General features: G+C 63.0%; 15 protein-coding genes. 6 read left to right on the plus strand and 9 right to left on the minus strand.

Going from position 1 to position 19,017, the window contains the following annotated elements:
* Nucleotides 1–179: 179 nt before the first annotated feature.
* Together AC1DZE_RS01810 and AC1DZE_RS01815 are read right to left on the minus strand one after the other, a co-directional pair.
* Nucleotides 180–668, minus strand: a complete 489-nt coding sequence (locus AC1DZE_RS01810; protein WP_477672891.1) for a cyanophycin metabolism-associated DUF1854 family protein — start codon at nucleotides 666–668, stop codon at nucleotides 180–182.
* A gap of 14 nt (nucleotides 669–682) precedes the next feature.
* On the minus strand, nucleotides 683–3,025 hold the full coding sequence (locus AC1DZE_RS01815; protein ID WP_477699869.1) for a cyanophycin metabolism-associated ABC transporter: 2,343 nt from the start codon (nucleotides 3,023–3,025) through the stop codon (nucleotides 683–685).
* A 321-nt stretch (nucleotides 3,026–3,346) separates the two neighbouring features.
* On the opposite strand from AC1DZE_RS01815, the gene AC1DZE_RS01820 reads away from it, so the two are divergent.
* The 5 genes from AC1DZE_RS01820 (at nucleotide 3,347) to AC1DZE_RS01840 (ending at nucleotide 10,583) form a co-directional block, all read left to right on the plus strand.
* On the plus strand, nucleotides 3,347–5,554 hold the full coding sequence (locus tag AC1DZE_RS01820; protein WP_477699723.1) for a cyanophycin synthetase: 2,208 nt from the start codon (nucleotides 3,347–3,349) through the stop codon (nucleotides 5,552–5,554).
* On the plus strand, nucleotides 5,554–8,157 hold the full coding sequence (cphA, locus tag AC1DZE_RS01825; protein ID WP_477671963.1) for a cyanophycin synthetase: 2,604 nt from the start codon (nucleotides 5,554–5,556) through the stop codon (nucleotides 8,155–8,157). Before AC1DZE_RS01820 ends, cphA begins: the two co-directional genes overlap by 1 nt.
* Nucleotides 8,158–8,352: 195 nt before the next feature.
* Nucleotides 8,353–9,183: an urease accessory protein UreD gene (locus AC1DZE_RS01830; protein ID WP_477668164.1), complete on the plus strand. Its 831-nt coding sequence runs from the start codon at nucleotides 8,353–8,355 to the stop codon at nucleotides 9,181–9,183.
* A gap of 266 nt (nucleotides 9,184–9,449) precedes the next feature.
* Nucleotides 9,450–9,935 carry a hypothetical protein gene (locus AC1DZE_RS01835; RefSeq protein ID WP_477671964.1) on the plus strand — a complete coding sequence of 162 codons (486 nt, stop codon included), beginning with the start codon at nucleotides 9,450–9,452 and terminating at the stop codon, nucleotides 9,933–9,935.
* 300 nt (nucleotides 9,936–10,235) lie between these two features.
* Nucleotides 10,236–10,583: a hypothetical protein gene (locus AC1DZE_RS01840; RefSeq protein WP_477671965.1), complete on the plus strand. Its 348-nt coding sequence runs from the start codon at nucleotides 10,236–10,238 to the stop codon at nucleotides 10,581–10,583.
* A gap of 73 nt (nucleotides 10,584–10,656) precedes the next feature.
* Here AC1DZE_RS01840 and alaC read toward each other — a convergent pair whose 3' ends face one another.
* Complete coding sequence (alaC, locus tag AC1DZE_RS01845; RefSeq protein ID WP_477699724.1) at nucleotides 10,657–11,892, minus strand: alanine transaminase; 1,236 nt, start codon at nucleotides 11,890–11,892, stop codon at nucleotides 10,657–10,659.
* A gap of 175 nt (nucleotides 11,893–12,067) precedes the next feature.
* Here alaC and AC1DZE_RS01850 point away from each other — a divergent pair, with 175 nt between their 5' ends.
* Nucleotides 12,068–13,279 (plus strand): cation:proton antiporter, encoded by a 1,212-nt coding sequence (locus AC1DZE_RS01850; protein WP_477699725.1) that lies wholly within the window; start codon nucleotides 12,068–12,070, stop codon nucleotides 13,277–13,279.
* Here the strand turns inward: AC1DZE_RS01850 and AC1DZE_RS01855 are convergent.
* From AC1DZE_RS01855 to urtB, 6 genes are all read right to left on the minus strand, one after another.
* The gene (locus AC1DZE_RS01855) at nucleotides 13,260–13,718 is read right to left on the minus strand and encodes a ribosomal maturation YjgA family protein (protein WP_477671968.1); all 459 of its coding nucleotides are present in this window, start codon (nucleotides 13,716–13,718) and stop codon (nucleotides 13,260–13,262) included. The two genes, AC1DZE_RS01850 and AC1DZE_RS01855, sit on opposite strands and share 20 nt — an antisense overlap.
* Nucleotides 13,705–14,550, minus strand: coding sequence for a DUF817 domain-containing protein (locus AC1DZE_RS01860; RefSeq protein ID WP_477671976.1), 846 nt, complete (start codon nucleotides 14,548–14,550; stop codon nucleotides 13,705–13,707). Before AC1DZE_RS01860 ends, AC1DZE_RS01855 begins: the two co-directional genes overlap by 14 nt.
* A 156-nt stretch (nucleotides 14,551–14,706) precedes the next feature.
* Entirely contained in the window at nucleotides 14,707–15,399 is a 693-nt protein-coding gene (gene urtE, locus AC1DZE_RS01865) for an urea ABC transporter ATP-binding subunit UrtE (protein ID WP_477699726.1), read from the minus strand.
* Between the two features lie 9 nt (nucleotides 15,400–15,408).
* Nucleotides 15,409–16,293 carry an urea ABC transporter ATP-binding protein UrtD gene (urtD, locus tag AC1DZE_RS01870; RefSeq protein ID WP_477699727.1) on the minus strand — a complete coding sequence of 295 codons (885 nt, stop codon included), beginning with the start codon at nucleotides 16,291–16,293 and terminating at the stop codon, nucleotides 15,409–15,411.
* Nucleotides 16,290–17,420 (minus strand): urea ABC transporter permease subunit UrtC, encoded by a 1,131-nt coding sequence (urtC, locus tag AC1DZE_RS01875; RefSeq protein ID WP_477699728.1) that lies wholly within the window; start codon nucleotides 17,418–17,420, stop codon nucleotides 16,290–16,292. Before urtC ends, urtD begins: the two co-directional genes overlap by 4 nt.
* Nucleotide 17,421: 1 nt before the next feature.
* Nucleotides 17,422–19,005 carry an urea ABC transporter permease subunit UrtB gene (urtB, locus tag AC1DZE_RS01880; protein WP_477671972.1) on the minus strand — a complete coding sequence of 528 codons (1,584 nt, stop codon included), beginning with the start codon at nucleotides 19,003–19,005 and terminating at the stop codon, nucleotides 17,422–17,424.
* Nucleotides 19,006–19,017: the final 12 nt, after the last annotated feature.

Consider the following 19,017-nt stretch of genomic DNA (forward strand, 5'->3'; position numbering starts at 1 on the left):
GACCCCGGCTGGACCGAGCACCGCAGGTTGCCCGTAGCGCAGCGAAGGGACGCAGGAACCAGGGTCGCCTTTTCTTTGCTTACTTTCTTTTGGCGAAGCAAAAGAAAGTGAGTTGCATGCCGGGCAACCCCCGGCCAGCAACCATCAGCTAAGAGCACGTAGCTGGGGCAAGACCCGGCCTAAAGAAACCGTTCCAACAACCGCCGCGACCCCCGGTCCAGCGCCGTCATATCCTTCACGCTGTACTGCACCCCCTGGCTGCCGGCAATCAGCAAACCCGTGCGCCCCAGGCGGCGAATGTCTTCCTCACCCTTGAGCACAAAAGACGTTTCTCCCCTGTCGGTCTCTACCGTCCACACGCTGGGGGTGGCAAAGGTCGAAACGCTTTTGAGCCGTGTGATTTCAGGGGCGAAATCGCGCAGGGCCAGTTCTTCCTCCAGCACGGTACGCGCTTGCGCCGGCAAGGCCTGCAGGTCTTCCACCCAGGCCACCTCGTGCCCTTCGGCGTTAATCAGTGAAATGCCTTCATCGGGGGCAGCCAGGGGAAAGGCCCGTACCGGCACCACGCCCACATGCTGCAGGCCACCGGCATCGACGAACACCAGCCGGCCCGACGCCGTGCGTTCCAGGGAAAAGGAAGGAGAAGAGAAATGAGAAGAAGTTGTCATGTGCAATCCTTGGCTCACCGATTGCCGGTGTGCTGCGCGGTGTGGGCCAGCTGCGAGGTGGCCACTGCGATAAGGCTTTGCGCTGCTTCCTCGCCGCCCTCTTCGCTGTCGACCTGGCGCGCCTGGGCCTCGTACAGGCGCCAGTAGGCTCCCTGCTGCGCCATCAGTTCGTCGTGCGGGCCCACTTCAACCACCTGGCCGCGGTCCATCACCACCAGGCGGTCGGCCTTGCGCAGTGTTGAAAGGCGGTGGGCAATGGCAATCGTGGTGCGGCCCTGCACCAGGTTGTCGAGGGCACGCTGGATTTCTTTTTCCGTTTCGGTGTCCACCGATGAGGTCGCTTCGTCGAGGATCAGGATGCGCGGGTTGATCAGCAAGGCCCGCGCAATCGAGATGCGCTGGCGCTCACCACCCGACAGCCCCTGTCCGCGCTCACCCACCAGCGAGTCATAGCCCTGCGCCAGCCGCAAAATGAATTCATGCGCATGGGCGGCACGCGCGGCCGCGACGATTTCAGCGCGCGTGGCGCCCGGCTTGCCGTAGGCGATATTTTCGGCAATCGTGCCGAAGAAAAGAAACGGCTCCTGCAGCACGAGGCCGATGTTGCGGCGGTAGTCGGCCACACCGAAGCGGCGGATGTCGGTGCCGTCCACGCTGATGGAGCCGTCGCTCACGTCGTAAAACCGGCAGATCAGGTTGACCAGCGTGCTTTTGCCTGAACCGCTGTGGCCCACCAGTCCGATCATTTCGCCGGGGCGGATCTGCAGATCGAGCCCGCGAATGACCGAGCGGTTGCCGTAACGGAACCCGAGGTTCTTCATGTCGATGCGGCCTTCGAGCGCACCAATCTTCACCGGGTTGGCCGTTTCGGGCACGTTGGAGACGTGATCGAGGATGTCGAAAATGCGCTTGGCGCCGGCGGCGGCCTTTTGCGTGACGGAAACGATGCGGCTCATCGAATCAAGCCGGCCGTAAAAGCGGCCGATGTAGGCAATGAAGGCCGTCAGTACGCCGACGGTGATCTGCTGGCGCGACACCAGCCAGATGCCGAAAGCCCAGACCACCAGCAGGCCGACTTCTGTGAGCAATGAGACGGTGGGCGTGAACAGTGACCAGGTCTTGTTGAGCTTGTCATTGACTGCCAGGTTGTGCTGGTTGACCTCACGAAAACGCTGGGCTTCGCGCTTTTCCTGGGCAAAGGCCTTGACCACGCGAATGCCAGGAATCGTATCGGCCAGCACATTGGTCACGTCCGACCAGACGCGGTCGATTTTTTCAAATCCGGTGCGCAGCTTGTCGCGCACCACATGGATCATCCAGCCGATAAACGGCAGCGGCAGCAGGGTCACCACAGCCAGCCAGGGGTTGATGGAAATGAGGATCACCGCGGTCATCACGATCATCAGCACATCGGTGGCGAAATCCAGCGCATGCAGCGACAAAAACACGCAGATGCGGTCGGTTTCCGAGCCGATGCGGGACATCAGGTCACCGGTGCGCTTGCCGCCAAAGTAGTCCAGCGAGAGCTCCAGCAGGTGGTCGAAGGTGGCTGTGCGCAGGTCGGCGCCGATGCGCTCGGACACCAGTGCCAGCAAATAGGTGCGCGCCCAGTTCAGCGCCCAGCCCAGCACGGCCGCGCCCAGCAGGCCACCCAGCAGCAATCCCACCTTCCAGGGCTCGATCTTCTGGCCGTTCTGGAACGGGATCAGGATGTCGTCCATCAACGGAATCGTGAGGTAGGGCGGCACCAGCGTGGCGGCGGTGGAAGCCAAAGTCAGCAAAAATCCGGCCAGCAGCTGGTAGCGGTACGGATCGGCAAACCGCCACAGGCGCAGCAGCACCCAGGTGGAAGGCGGCGTGTGCAGCTCGCGCGCGCAGGCCGGGCATTCCTCGCTGTCGGGCGGCAGCGGCAGGTCGCACTCGGGGCACAGGGCCGTGTCCTCGGCCAGCGCCGCGGCATCGTCCGCTGCCGGGGCCTGCTGCTGGGCAAACAGGCGCACCAGGCGCAGGGCCTGCACATTGGCACCCAGGGTAAACCGCCAGCTGGCCAGCCGCCGGCCCGCTTCATGCAGCTCCAGCGTGCCCACGCCGGCATGGTCGAAATGGCGCAGTGAAAGCCCCTGCAATACGGTGCCGTCGGCGTCCGCCGTGGGCCAGCTGGCCCATACGCCTTCAGGGTTGCAGGCCAGCAGCCGGCGGTCCGTCAGGGCCAGCAGGCCCCGGGCGAAATGAAGTTGGTTATCCAGGTCAACCACCAGCGTGCACAAAACGTTCTCTTGGGTTGCAAGTTGTGAGCGAAGCCCTGCCAGAACAGGGTCGGTAGGGCTGGAGTCGTCTGCCGGGTGGTTGTGTTGCATTGTGTTGTGGAAAATCTTGGCGTCCCGCATCTGGCGCGGCAGGGTATTCGCAGGTTCTTCGTAGTTGCGCGAATAGGCCCGAAACAGGGATTTTCGCCGAATGCGGCCTGAAGCGACCGGTTTGACCATATCAACCCCCTGAAAATGACGGAACCATCAAAATCGACCCCTGGCGGCCATCGCCGCGACAAAAACAACAACATAACGAGACACAGGGACCCACCGAGACCTTGACCGGCCTCACACTGAAATCCATCGGCCAGGGCCGAGCCTTGCTCCCCGGGGTGGCAAGGCCCAACCCTGCCGACAATTTTGCGAAAAATGAGCCCACAGGACGACATCAAGCTGCTGCGCATCAATTACCTGCGCGGTCCCAACATCTGGACCTATCGGCCCGTGCTGGAAGTCTGGCTGGACCTCGGCAGCCTCGAAGACTTCCCCTCCAACCTGTTGCCGGGCTTCAATGACCGCCTGGTCGCCCTGTTGCCGGCCCTCGTCGAACACCACTGCGGCGTGGGCGAGCGCGGCGGCTTCATCCAGCGCCTGCTGGAAGGCACCTGGTCCGGCCATGTGCTGGAGCATGTGGTCATCGAGCTGCTGAACCTTTCCGACATGCCGACCGGCTTCGGCCAGACGCGCAGCACCTCCCAGCGCGGCGTTTACCGCATGGTGTTCCGTGCCCGCGACGAGCAGGTCGCCCGCACCGCGCTGGCTGAAGGCCACCGACTGCTGATGGCCGCCATCAACGGCACAGACTACGGCCAGGCCGGCGTGCAGTCCGCCGTCGAGAAAATCCGGACCAAGGTGGACGACTGCTACCTCGGCCCCAGCACGGCCTCCATCGTGGCCGCCGCCACCGACCGCCGCATCCCGCATATCCGGCTGAACGACGGCAACCTGGTGCAACTGGGTTACGGCGCCAGCCAGCGCCGCATCTGGACGGCCGAAACCGACCTCACCAGCGCCATCGCCGAAGGCATCGCCCATGACAAGGACCTGACCAAAAGCCTGCTGGCCACCTGCGGCGTGCCGGTGCCTGAAGGCCAGATCGTCGCCACAGCGGAAGAAGCCTGGGAAGCGGCCGAAGACATCGGCCTGCCGGTGGTCGTCAAGCCGTCCGACGGCAACCACGGCCGTGGCGTGTCGCTGGACCTTAAAACAAAGGCCGAAGTCGAAGGTGCGTTCGAGGTTGCGGCCCGGCATGGCAGCGAAGTCATGGTCGAGCGCTTTGTACGCGGCAATGAACACCGCCTGCTGGTGGTCGGCGGCCGTGTGGTCGCCGCCGCGCGCGGCGAAGCCGCCTGGGTCACCGGCGACGGCACCTCCACCGTCTCACAGTTGGTAGACGCACAGCTCAACACCGACCCGCGCCGCGGCGTCGGTGAAGACTTCCCGCTGGGCCGCATCAACACCGCCAGCGACGGCGCCATCATTCTTGATCTGCAGCGCCAGGGCCTGAGCCCCGAAGCCATACCGGCCGTTGGCCGCGAGGTGCTGATCCAGCGCAACGGCAATGTGGCCATCGACTGCACCGACCAGGTTCATCCTGACGTTGATCACATCGTGTCGCTGGCCGCCCGCGTGGTGGGCCTGGACATCGCCGGGGTCGATGTGGTGGCGCAAGACATCTCGCGCCCGTTGCACGAGCAAGGCGGCGCCATCGTTGAGGTGAACGCCGGCCCAGGCCTCCTCATGCACCTCAAACCGGCCGAAGGCGCGCCGCGCCCGGTGGGCCGTGCCATCTGCGACCACCTTTTCCCCGCCACCGACTCCGACAGCCCTGACGGCCGCATTCCCATCGTCGGCATTGCCGGCTCCAGCGACAACCAGCGCGTGGCGCGTCTGGTGGCCTGGCTGCTGCACCTGTCGGGTCGGCACACCGGCCTGGCCTGCCAGGGTGGGTTGTTCCTGGACCAGCGCTGTGTGGACGCATCCAACTGCGCCAACTGGGAAGCCGGCCAGCGCCTGCTGATCAACCGCGCCGTGCAGGCAGCGGTGTTTGAAAACGGCGCCGACACCATCCTGCGCACCGGCCTGCCCTATGACAAATGCCAGGTGGGTGTCGTCACGGACCTGGGCGGCGCCGAAGGCCTGGCCGAATTCGACATCACCGAAGCCGACCAGATGTACAAGGTGATGCGCTCGCAGGTCGATGTGGTGCTGCCCGGCGGCGCCGCCGTGCTCAATGCCGCAGATCACCGCATCGCCGAAATGCAGGAGCTTTGCGACGGCGAAGTCATTTTCTACAGCACCGACCCCAAGACCCCGGCCATTGCGGCGCATTGCGCCAAAGGCGGCCGCGCGCTCTACCTGCGCCAGGACCAGGTCGTGCTGGCCACCGGCGCCAGCGAGGCTTTTTTGCCGGGCCTCGGCAAGCTTGCCGCCTGGCGCGAACGCCGCGGGCTGTCCGAGGGTGGACTGCTGGCCGCCGTGGGCGCCGCCTGGGCGCTGGGCATCCCCCTCAATTTGATAGGCGCCGGCATGGAAGCCTTTGAAACCACCCCTAAAACCGCCGGGAGTGCCGAGTAATGGAAGTGTCCCGTATCCGGGCCCTGCGCGGGCCCAACCTCTGGAGCCGCCACACAGCGCTCGAAGCCATCGTTGCCTGCACTGCGGTGGAGTGCAATATCACGGGTCTGCCAGGCTTTGAGCCGCGCGTGCGCTCGCTGTTCCCCGAGATGGGCGCCTTCCGGCAGACCGGCCACGCAGGCCCCGTCTCACTGGCCCATGTGCTTGAAGCCGCCGCGCTGGCGCTGCAGACGGCTGCCGGTTGCCCCCTCACCTTCAGCCATACCGCCTCTACTGTTGAAGCCGGCACCTACCAGGTCGTGGTCGAGTACAGCGAAGAAACCGTCGGCCGGCTGGCGTTTGAGCTGGCGCAAGCATTGATTCACGCCGCCCTGCGCGACACCGCGTTTGACCTGGACGCCGCGATTGCCCAACTGCGCGCGCTCGACGAAGACGAACGCCTCGGTCCCAGCACCGGCGCGATTGTCGACGCCGCCGTGGCACGCGGCATTCCCTACCGGCGCCTCACCAAAGGCAGCATGGTGCAATTCGGCTGGGGCTCCAAACAGCGGCGCATCCAGGCCGCGGAAATCGACGCCACCAGCGCCGTGGCCGAATCCATCGCGCAAGACAAGGACCTCACCAAAAAACTGCTGCGCGCGGCCGGCGTGCCCGTGCCGCTGGGCCGCCCGGTCACCGATACGGACGATGCCTGGGCCGCGGCCCTGGAAGTGGGTTTGCCGGTAGTCGTGAAACCGCTGGACGGCAACCAGGGCAAGGGCGTCACCGTCAACATCACCACGCGTGAACACCTCGACACCGCCTGGAAGGCAGCCGCCGAATACGGCGAAGTCATGGTCGAAAAATTCCTTCCCGGCAGCGACTTCCGGCTACTGGTGGTGGGCAACAAATTGGTGGCCGCCTCGCGCCGTGAGCCGCCGCAGGTCGTGGGCGACAGCCTGCACACCGTGCGTGAGCTGGTCGACATCGTCAACCAGGACCCCAAACGCGGCGAAGGCCATTCCACCTCGCTCACCAAGATCCGCTTCGACGACATCGCCGTGGCCCGCCTGGAAGCCCAGGAGCTCACGCCCGAATCCATTCCCGCCAAGGGCCGGCGCGTCATCCTGCGCAACAACGCCAACCTCAGCACCGGCGGCACCGCCACCGATGTGACCGATGACGTACACCCCGCAGTAGCCGCCCGCGCCGTGGCGGCCGCACAAATGGTCGGCCTGCACATCTGCGGCGTCGACGTGGTGTGCGAAAGCATGCTGCGCCCGCTCGAATCGCAAAACGGCGGCGTCGTGGAAGTCAATGCCGCGCCGGGCCTGCGCATGCACCTGTCGCCCTCCTACGGCAAGGGCCGCGCCGTGGGCGTCGCCATGATCGACGAACTTTTTTCCCCCGGTGACAACGGCCGCGTGCCGGTGATTGCCGTCACCGGCACCAACGGCAAGACCACCACCACACGCCTGATTGCCCACCTGCTGGCCGCCGACGGTCTGCGCACCGGCATGACGAATACCGACGGCGTCTACATCAACGGCCGGCAAACCGACAGCGGCGACTGCAGCGGCCCCAAGAGTGCGCGCAACGTGTTGATGCACCCTGACGTCGACGCGGCCGTGTTCGAAATCGCCCGTGGCGGCGTGCTGCGCGAAGGCCTGGGTTTTGACCGCTGCGAAGTCGCCGTTGTCACCAACATCGGCAGCGGCGACCACCTGGGCCTGAACTACATCACCACGGTGGAAGACCTGGCCGTGCTCAAGCGCGTGATCGTGCAGAACGTCTCGACCACCGGCTACGCGGTGCTCAATGCCGCCGACCCCATCGTCGCCGACATGGCGGCCACCTGCCCCGGCAAGGTGATCTTTTTCGCCGCCGACCGGCACCACCCGCTGATGGCCACGCACCGCGCACAAGGCAAGCGCACCGTGTACGTCGACGGCGCCACGCTGGTAGCCGCTGAAGGCGCCTGGGTCGAACGCATCGCGCTGCAAGGCGTTCCCGTCACACGGGGCGGCACCATCAGTTTCCAGGTCGAGAACGTCATGGCCGCCGTCGCGGCCGCCTGGGGCGCCGGCATCAACTGGGACACCATCAAGCGTGGGCTTTCCAGCTTTGTGAACGACGCGCACAACGCGCCCGGCCGTTTCAACGTGATGGACTACAAAGGCGCCACGGTGATCGCCGACTACGGCCACAACCCCGACGCCATGCGCGCCCTGGTGGCCGCGGTCGACGCCATGCCGGCCACGCCAAGGCAGCGTCGCAGTGTCGTGATCAGCGGCGCAGGCGATCGCCGCGACAGCGACATCCGCGACCAGACCATCATCCTGGGCGGCGCGTTTGACGACGTCATCCTCTACCAGGACGCCGCCCAGCGCGGCCGCGCTGACGGTGAAGTCATGGGCCTGCTGCGCCAGGGCCTGGAAGGCGCCCACAAGGCGCAACGTACCAAGAAAATCGACGAGATCCGTGGTGAGTTCCTGGCCATCGACACCGCGCTCGCGCGCCTGTCACCTGGTGACCTCTGCCTGATCCTGGTCGACCAGGTGCAGGAGGCGCTGGACCACCTGGCCGCGCGCGTGAAAGAAGCCAAAGAGACAGTTGCGCACTAGCGTGTCAGGGTTGCCGGGCAAAACGGAGAGCGGCGCGGATGAGCTGCACCGCTTTTCGCAGCCCGGCAAGCCAGCAGTGAATACGCAGGACCCTGAATTTCAATCAAAAAGAGGCTACAACCCAATCAGGACGAGCGCAAGCAGCTCCTGAATTAATAGCAAAGCCAGGCACCCTGCCCGCGTTAAACTTGCCCCATGACCTGGAACGCGACCCTCGCTCTCGACTACACCCACCAGGCCGGCAAGACCCTTGCCCACTTTCGCCATAGCGGACCCCTGCGCATCCTGCAAAGTCTTTACCCCGAAGGCGACGCGATTTGCCATAACGTCATCGTGCACCCACCCGGCGGCCTGGTCGGCGGCGACACGCTGGACCTGGCCTTCAGCGCAGCACCCGGCACACACGGCCTCATCACCACGCCCGGTGCCACCCGCTTTTACCGATCCGCCGGCGAGCCCGCCCTGCAGCGCACCCGCCTCGACCTGCAGGCCGGCGCCCGCATGGAATGGCTGCCGCTAGAAGCCATTTGCTACAACGGCTGCCTTGCCGAAAACCGCCTGACCATGACATTGGCGCCCGGCGCAGAGCTGATCGGCTGGGACGTCACTGCCCTGGGCCTGCCCGCCGCCAGCCTGCCGTTCGAGAGCGGCAGCTTTCGCCAGCACATCGAAGTGCCCGGTGTCTGGCTCGAGCGCGCACGCATGGATGCCGCAGACACCTTGCTGATGAACAGCCCGCTCGGCATGGCCGGCAACCGCTGCCTCGCCTCACTCTTTTTTGTGGCCGGCAGCAAGCTCGAGCGCCATCGCCGCCAGCTGGCGCTGGACTGCGCACGTGACGTGATGCAGGCCCACCCGCTTGCCGCGTACGCCGGCGCGACCAGCCCCGACGGGCAGGTCGTCGTCATCCGTGTGCTGTCACCGGTGGTTGAACCTGCCATGGCCTTGCTCAAGCAGGTCTGGCAGGCCTGGCGCACACAGCTCTGGCAGCTGGCGCCGTCCACGCCGCGCATCTGGTCGATGTAGTGCTGTAACTGCCCCTGCAGGCTGTACAAGAAACCATCTTCAGAAAATTCGTTACGCCTGCCCCTCAGCTCAACGGGTTTTGTAGTCTTTAGTTAGCCGTTACCCGCGCGAACCCCGGCCCATCAAAAGCCGCTGAAAGACCTGTCCTACAGGCGAATGGGCTTAGGGCACGGCTTACCCGGACCTTTTCCTTTCATGGCCGTTTCAGGTAGCGGCCCAGACTCCATTTATCGATATCCATCGAGTTTCGAACAAGGAGTTTGACCATGACCTCATCCCTGAATTTCCGCCTTGCGCGCACTGCGGCCTGTTTCGGCGCAGCCGCCCTGCTCTCCCTGGGCGCTGCTGCCCAGATTGCTTCCGGCACCACCGGGATCGACGCCACGGGTGACGCCAGGAGCGAAATGGCCGCGTGTAACAACGGCAAGACCCAACAAGACCGGGCAACCTGTATCACTGAAGTGAAGAACGCCAATGCCGCCAAACGTGCCGGCAAGGTCGACAACGCCAATGGACAGTTTGCCGCCAATGCATTGAAGCGCTGTGATGTCTTCAAGGGTGAAGACCAGGTCGCCTGCCAGGCCCGTATCGTGGGCTATGGCAAGGCCGAAGGCAGCGTCGCCGGCGGCGGTGTGGTGCGCGAAGTTGAAACCGTTGTGGTGCCCTCAGGCGCCACCAACGTGCGCGTGCAGCCGCAGACCTCGACAGACATTGTGGTGATCCCGGCGCCCGTCGCCTCACCGCCGCAATAACCAGTTGCCACTCGCTCCGCCGGGGTTTGATGAATTCACCGGATGGAGCAGAAGCAAAGGTGGGCCGCTTGCGGCCCACTTCTTTTTGTGTGCGTTGTATGGGCAGGTTTTCCATATCACCGGTTTCTCCAGGCAACTCATATTTCATGCGCCGCCCACGCAGGTAATCCCCCCGTAAAGTCCACCCGGTCAACGGATTTCGCGCGCATGATGAGGGAGACTATCGCGCGTCCACTGCGGGACGCCGTCTCCATGTTCTCCCGGCCATCACCCGCCACATCATCCGCCACGAAAGCATCCATGCAAAAATCCCAGAACACCTCGCCCGAGAAGCCACAACTGGCGCGAGCGCTCGAAAAAAACGATGCCGTGCAGGACACGGTGGAAAGATCGGCACAAGAACTGCTGCTGATCAACAAGGTCCTCGAAAAAGAAATTCCACCCGCGGTCAAAACGGGCGACGTTGCGATGGCGCTGGTAAAAACCGCGGAACTGGAAGACAAAATCCAGAGTTCCGCGGAAGAGCTGGCACACGTCAACGACCTGCTGGAGCGGGAGATTGCGGAGCGTGCCGAACTGGAGAAAAAACTGCTGGCAGCCACAGCCGCTATCGCAGAAAAAGACACACCCAACGCCACCGGCAGTTGAAGAAAACAGTGCCGACACCTTTGTTGCCGGTCTTGAGTCGTGTCAAAGTGGACCGCTTGCAGCCCACTTTTTTTTAGCCTTCCTGCTTATCGGTTTGTGCGGATTTCAGCACCCCTTCCGCCTTGAACATGGCCTTGATGCCGCGCACCGCCTGGCGGATGCGGGCTTCGTTCTCGATCAAGGCAAAGCGCACATGGTCGTCACCGTGGTCGCCAAAGCCGATGCCCGGTGACACACACACCTTGGCCTTCTCCAGCAGCTGTTTGGCAAATTCCAGCGACCCCAGCTTGCGGTAAGCCTCGGGAATGCGCGCCCAGATATACATCGACGCCTTGGGGCAGTCCACCGGCCAGCCCGCTTCGGTCAGGCCCTTGTAGAGCACGTCGCGCCGCGCCTGGTATTGCGCGGCAATGTCCTTCACGCATTGTTGGTCGCCTTCCAGCGCGGCAATCGCGGCCACCTGCAGCGGGGTGAAGGTGCCGTAGTCGTGATAGCTCTTGATGCGCGCCAGCGCGGCCACCAGGTCGGGGTTGCCCACCATGAAGCCGACACGCCAGCCTGCCATGTTGTAGCTTTTGGAGAGCGTAAAAAATTCCACCGCGATGTCTTTGGCGCCCGGCACCTGCATGATGGAAGGCGCCTTCCAGCCGTCGAACACGATGTCAGCATAGGCCAGGTCGTGCACCACAAAAATGTCGTGCTTGCGCGCCAGTGCAATCACCTTCTCGAAAAACTCCAGCTCCACGCATTGCGCGGTGGGGTTGGACGGAAACCCCAGCACCATCATCTTGGGCTTGGGGTAGCTGCCGCGAATGGCTTTTTCCAGCTCGGCAAAAAAATCCGTGTCGGGTGTCAGCGGCACCGAGCGAATGTCGGCCCCCGCGATCACCGCGCCGTAGATATGGATGGGATAGCTCGGGTCCGGGACCAGCACGGTGTCGCCGCGGTCCAGCGTGGCCAGCATCAGGTGGGCGAGGCCTTCCTTGGAGCCGATGGTGACGATGGCCTCGGTGTCGGGGTCAATCGCCACCTGGTAACGGCTCTGGTACCAACGCGCAATCGCGCGCCGCAGCCGCGGAATGCCCTTGCTGGCCGAATAGCCGTGCGTGTCGGGCCGCTGCGCGACCTCGGTGAGCTTGGCCACGATGTGCGCGGGCGTGGCCCCATCGGGGTTGCCCATGCTCATGTCGATGATGTCCTCGCCGCGCCGGCGCGCCGCGATTCTCAGCTCGGCCGTGATGTTGAAGACGTAGGGGGGAAGCCGGTCAATGCGCGCAAAGCGGCGCTTGCCTGAAGAAGAGGCGGACATAAGAAACTTTCACGTAAGCGCCCGGAACCGTCCGAGCGACGTGGCTGGCAATGGGGCCAGCCGACGCCATGGTAACCGACAGGCAGGCCGCTTACAACCGGCGCCACCGCCATGGTCTACCATGCGGGGCTTGGCCGCCGGCACGGAGCCGGAAGGCATAAAAACAAAGGGAACCATGGACTCCGCAATGACCACCACCGAAACCTACTTGATCGCCATGGCGCTCATCTTCGCGGTGCCCTACCTGATCTGGCGGGTTCTCGGAACCGACTACTACGCGCCGCTGGTGGTGGTGCAGATGATCGCCGGCATTTTGCTGGGCCCGGGCATCCTGGGCAAGGTCTACCCTGACTACTACGCCTTTGTCTTCAGCGCGCCGGTGGTGCAGTCGCTCAACGGCATTGCCTGGTGGGCCGTCATGGTGTTTGTCTGGATCGCCGGCATCGAGCTGGACCTCAAAAAGACCTGGGAACACCGGCGCGAAAGCGGCATCACCGCCGGCCTGGCGCTAAGCACACCGCTGGTGTTGGGTTGCGTCGTGGCCGCAGGCATGCTGATGTACCCGGGGTGGCTGGGCGCGCAAGGCATGCCCTGGCAGTTTGTGGTGGGCGTCGGCATGGCCTGCGCCGTCACGGCGCTGCCCGTGCTGATCCTGCTGATGGACAAGCTCGCCATCCTGCGTCAGCCCGTGGGCCAGCGCCTGATCCGTTACGCCAGCCTCGACGACATCGCGATCTGGGGCGTGCTGGCACTGATCCTGATGGACTGGAAACGGGTGGGCACCCAGGTCGGTTTTCTCGTGGCGTTCGGCGTTGTGAGCTATGCCTTTCGCAAGCTCATGGTGTGGCTGCCCGAGCGTGACCGCTGGTACGTCGGGTTGATCTGGTTGATCGTCTGCGCCTTCGGTGCGGAATGGGCCGGGCTGGACTACATGATCGGGGCTTTCCTGGCCGGCGCCGTCATCGACGGTGAGTGGTTCAACCAGGAACACATGGACCTGCTGCGCCATCACGTGCTGCTGGTGATGATGCCGGTGTTCTTCCTCAGTGCGGGGCTGCGCACCAATTGGTCCGTCGGCGGAGAGGCTGTTTTTATCGCCGCGGCGGTGCTGTTGGTGGCTTCAGTCGGCGGCAAGTTGATGGGCACTTACATCGCAGGCAAAGTGCTGAAATGGGCGCCCGGCGAAGGCTCCATCATCGGCTGGCTGCTGCAGACCAAAGGGCTGATCATGATCATCTTTGTCAACATCCTGCTGAGCAAGAAAATCATCTCCAATGAGACCTTCACCGCCCTGCTGCTGATGGCCATTGCCAGCACCATGCTGACGGTGCCGATGACGGCACCCCGGCTTCAGCGCATGAAGGAGATCATCTCTCGCTCGAAGTAACAGGCGCAATCGGAGTAATCGGCCTTCTGGCGGCCTTCCAGCGGGCCAGCAGGAACTCCAGCGCCAAAACCAGCAGGAATCCGCAGGCATAGGCGAGCACGTCCATCCAGTCAGCCACCGAACCCAGCAGAATCTTCAGCACCCGGTTCTGCACGTGCCAGCCATTGACGCTGGCCACATACTGGGCCAGCTCCACGAGGCACCCCACCGCAAACGCCACCAGCGCCAGGCCGCGGGTGTTGGCCTTGACCACGGTCTTGAGCAAAAGGTACACCCACACCACTGCCAGCACGTCGCCGACAAAACCCCGTAGCCAGAGGTGGTGCGACCACACGGTTGCGATCAGCACTTCAATGATGAAAATGAAGACTGCCCAGAGTGCAGCCTCGCGGTCAAAGCGCAGCTTCACGCGGGAAGCATCTGTCTCAGTCGGGGACATGGATGCGCGCCTTCACATGCTTCAGGTTGGCCACGATGGTGAAGGTCATGACCACCAGCAGCGACCAGGAACTCCACTTGCCCACATGGACAAGGGACCAGGCACCCAGCTGGTTGGGGTAATGCCAGAGGCTGAAGAACGTGCTGATGTTTTCAGCCACCCAGATAAAGAAGCCGATCAGCAAAAAGCTCAGCAGCAAGGGCATGCTCCGGTCCCGGTCATAGGGCCGGAAGATCACCGTGGACCTGGCGTACAAGCCGCCCAGGCAGGCGGCGATGTACCAGCGGTAGTCGCCCCAAAAGTGGTGCGTGAAAAAATTGCCGTAAATCAGCAACGCAATCACCACGCCCATCCAGTAAGGCGGGTGATGCCGGATGCGCAGGTCAAACAGTCGCCACGCCTGGATGATGTAGCTGCCCACCGCCGCATACATGAAACCGGAAAACAGCGGCACACCAAACACTTTCGTATAGGCAAAATCCGGGTAGCTCCAGGACTGGATGGACCCGGAGGTCTTGAAGACCTCCAGCGCAAACCCCACCACGTGAAAGAGGCAGATGGCTTTCAGCTCATCCAGGGTTTCCAGCCCGGCCAGCACCATCCAGCCTTGAATCAGCAGCGCAATCAAAAGCAGCAGGTCGTAGCGCGGAACACCGGCCACGCCGGCCCGCGGTACCAAAAACACCGCCGCAAAGAACAAGCCCGCAAAGAGGCAGGCCCTGGCTTCCTTGAGGCCGAAACAGCCAAACTCCACCAGAAAGCGGCGAAAGCCCGACAGGCCCGCATGAGATTTCGCCTGGATCAGCCAGTTGTCCAACGCAAGCAACGCCATCGGCATCTACCTTTTTTTGATTGTTTTTAGCCGGTTTGTTTCGGCGACCGCTGCGATTCTACGTTCGCGGAACTGATACGAATATCGGCATGCCTGCAGGCACAAAAAAGCCCGGACAAACCGGGCTTTGACGCAAAGCGACGGCAGGCGGCCTGCTTAAATCGCCACCAGCTGCCGCACGCCGTTGGTTTCCATGTCCTTGCCCTGGCCGCGCGCAATGAATTGGCCGCGCTCCATCACCAGGTAGTCGTCGGCCAGTTCCTGCGCAAAGTCGTAGTACTGCTCCACCAGCAAGATGGCCATGTCACCGCGGTCGGCCAGCATGCGGATCACGCGGCCGATGTCCTTGATGATGCTGGGCTGTATGCCTTCGGTGGGCTCGTCAAGAATCAACAGCTTGGGCTTGGCCGCCAGCGCGCGTGCAATGGCCAGCTGCTGCTGCTGCCCACCCGACAAGTCACCGCCGCGACGGTTCAGCATCTGCTTGAGCACCGGAAACAGCTCATACAGCTCGGCAGGAATCGGCGTGCTGGCGCTTTTGTAGGCCAGGCCCATGCGCAGGTTTTCTTCCACCGTCAGGCGCGCGAAGATCTCGCGGCCCTGCGGCACAAAGCCGATGCCTGCGCGGGCGCGCTCATACGGCGTGTTGCCCTGGATGGGTTTGCCGTCGAATTCAATCGTGCCGGTCTTGATGGGGATCAGGCCCATCAGTGATTTGAGCAGCGTGGTCTTGCCCACGCCGTTGCGGCCCAGCAGCACCGTAACCCTGCCCAGGTGAGCGTCCAGGCTCACGTCCCGCAGGATGTGGGAGCCGCCGTAGTACTGGTTGATGTTTTTGACGTTCAGCATGGTGTGTCCTCAACGTCCCAAGTAGACTTCGATGACCCGCTCATCCGCCTGAACCTGATCCAGCGTCCCCTGCGCCAACACAGACCCATCACACAGCACGGTCACGATCTCCGAAATCGTCTTGATAAAACTCATGTCGTGCTCCACCACCATCAGCGAATGCTTGCCCTTGAGCGTTAAAAACAGCTCCGCCGTGCGCGCCGTTTCTTCATCGGTCATGCCAGCCACCGGCTCGTCGAGCAGCAGCAGTTTGGGGTCCTGCATCAGCAGCATGCCGATCTCCAGCCACTGCTTTTGCCCATGGCTCAGGTTGCCGGCCATGCGGCCCACGCTGTCGGCCAGGTGAATCGTCACCAAAATCTCGGCCAGCCGGTCGCTTTGCACCGAGTCAAGCTTGAAGAACATCGAATGCTTCACGCCCTTGTTGGTCTTGAGCGCGAGTTCCAGGTTTTCAAACACCGTGAGCTGCTCAAACACCGTGGGCTTCTGGAACTTGCGGCCTATTCCCAACTGGGCGATTTCGGCTTCCTTGTGGCGCAGCAGGTCAATCGTGCTGCCAAAGAACACCGTGCCTTCATCGGGCCGGGTCTTGCCGGTGATGATGTCCATCATGGTGGTCTTGCCGGCGCCATTGGGGCCGATGATGCAGCGCAGCTCGCCGGGCGCAATGTCCAGGCTCAACTTGTTGATGGCCTTGAAGCCGTCGAAGCTGACGCTCACATCTTCCAGGTACAGGATACGGCCGTGGGTAACGTCTACCTCGCCAGCGGCGTGGGCAATACGGCGGCCACTGGCGCTGCGGCCACCGGACTCGGTGTTGCTCTTTCCAGCTTCGAGTGCAGCCAGGCGTTCTTCAATGCGGCGCGCGCCCTGTTCAAGAAGGTCGGGGGTCATTTCGCACCGCCTTTGCGTAGCTTCTTGACCAGGCCCACCACCCCATCGGGCAGGAATAGCGTGACGCTGATGAAAAGCGCCCCCAGAAAGTACAGCCAGAATTCGGGATACGCCACCGTGAGCCAGCTCTTGGCGCCGTTGACAATAAAGGCACCCACTATCGGCCCGATCAGGCTGGCGCGCCCGCCCACTGCGGCCCAGATGGCAATTTCAATCGAGTTGGCCGGGCTCATTTCGCTCGGGTTGATGATGCCGACCTGCGGCACATACAGCGCACCGGCCACACCGCACATGATGGCCGAGATGACCCAGATCGTGAGCTTGTAGCCCAGCGGGCTGTAGCCCGAGAACATCACACGTGTTTCGGCGTCGCGAATGGCCTGCAGCACACGGCCAAACTTGCTGCCCACCAGCCATTTGGCAAACAGAAAGAAGCCCAGCAGCGTGAGGCCGGTCATGATGAACAGCGTCATGCGCATCGACGGCGTGGCAATCGGGATGTTGAGAATGCGCTTGAAGTCGGTAAAGCCGTTGTTGCCGCCAAAGCCTGTTTCATTGCGAAAGAACAGCAGCATGGCCGCAAACGTCATGGCCTGGGTGATGATGGAAAAGTAAACGCCCTTGATGCGCGAGCGGAACGCAAAAAAACCAAACACAAACGCAATGATGCCCGGCACCGCCACAATCAAAAACAGGGTGGCGACAAAGCTGTCGCTGAAGGTCCAGTGCCAGGGCAAGGTCTTCCAGTCAAGGAACACCATGAAGTCGGGCAGGTCGCTTTTGTAGTTGCCGTCGCGGCCGATCTGGCGCATGAGGTACATGCCCATGGCGTAGCCGCCCAGCGCAAAGAACACGCCATGCCCCAGCGAGAGGATGCCGGTGTAGCCCCAGATCAAGTCCATGGCTAGCGCGCAGATGGCGTAGCACATGATCTTGCCAAGCAGCGCCACAGCGTAGGTGCTCATGTGGAACATGCTGCCTTCGGGCACCCACAGGTTGAGCATGGGTGCAATGGCGCAGACGGCGATCAGCGCCATCATGAAGGCGCTCCAGCCGCCGCGTGTGAGCAGCGGGCCCTTGGCGGGAAGGTGCACGATGGTTGGCATCGGGGTCATGGTGGTCGTCATCTCAGGCCTCCGCACTGCGGCCCTTCATCGCGAAGATGCCCTGCGGCCGCTTCTGGATGAAGATGATGATGAACACCAGCACGGCAATCTTGGCCAGCACGGCGCCCGTCCAGCCTTCCAGGAATTTGTTGAGAATGCCCAGGCCCATCGCGGCATACACCGTGCCTGCCAGCTGCCCCACGCCGCCCAGCACCACCACCATGAACGAATCCACGATGTAGCCCTGGCCCAGGTCCGGCCCCACATTGCCCACTTGGCTCAGCGCGCAACCGGCCAGGCCGGCAATGCCCGAACCCAGCGCGAAGGCGTAAGTGTCAACGCGGGCAGTGTTCACACCCATGCAAGAGGCAATGGGCCGGTTCTGCGTGACGCCGCGCACAAACAGGCCCAGCCGCGTGCGGCTGATCAGCCAGGCCACGCCCAGCAGCACCGCCACGGCAAACACAATGATGACCAGCCGGTTGTAAGGCAGCGAAAGATTGCCCAGCACCTGCACGCCGCCGCTCATCCACACCGGATTTTCAACACCCACGTTTTGCGCACCGAAGATCGAACGCACCAGCTGCTGCAGCATCAGGCTGATACCCCAGGTGGCCAGCAGTGTCTCCAGCGGCCGACCATAGAGGAAACGGATCACGCTGCGCTCCAATGCGGCGCCCATCAGCGCCGAAGCCATAAAGGCCACAGGCACCGCGGCCAGCAAATACCAGTCAAATGCGCCGGGGAAGTATTTCTGGAACACGCCCTGCACCACGTAGGTGGCATAGGCGCCAATCATCATCAGCTCGCCGTGCGCCATATTGATGACGCCCATCAGCCCGTAAGTGATGGCTAACCCCAGCGCCACCAGCAGCAAGATGCTGCCCAGGCTGATGCCGCTGAAAATCGCGCCCAGCTTGTTGCCCCACTCCAGTGATGCCTCTACCTTGGCCAGCGCAGCCTGCAGGGCCACCTTCACGTCGGCGTCCGCCTCGGTGCCCAGGCGCTCTATCAGCACCGTCTTGGTATTGGGGTTCTTGCTGCCGGCCAGCTGCGCGGCGGCTTCCAGGCGCTTGGCTTTATCGGTGCTGCCCAGCATGATGGCGGCGCGCATCAGCTCGAGCTGGTTCTTCAGCTCGGGCACGGTTTCAGCCGCGTAGGCTTTTTCAATCAGCGGCAGCCGCGCTTCGTCGGTATCGCCACCCAGCGTCTTGATCGCATCGCGCCGCTGCTTCTCGTCTTTGGAAAACAGCTTCAACGCGGCCAGCGCGTTGTCGATCTCGCTGCGCATCAGGTTGGGATTGATCACGTCTTCGGCATCAGCCGGCAACGGCACCTCAGCGCCAGTGATCGGGTCAAAGGCCTTGTCGTCTTTCACAACAAAGACTTTGTCACCCTTGGTTTTCACCGCATCGTCAGACAGCGCCTGAATGAACGCAGCCGTCTTTTCGTCAGCCTTGGCGGCGGCCTTGCCCAGGGCCTCGACACGTGCCTCCGTCTCGCCAATTGACATGCCTTTTACCTCCTCAGGGCTTAAGGCATGGGCGCGAGCAGCTATCAAAAGCGTAGCAAGAAAGAGTAGGCGGAGAAGTGGGTAACGGAGCATAGGGGAAAGAAC

This window comes from Polaromonas sp. P1_F1 (assembly GCF_056405795.1).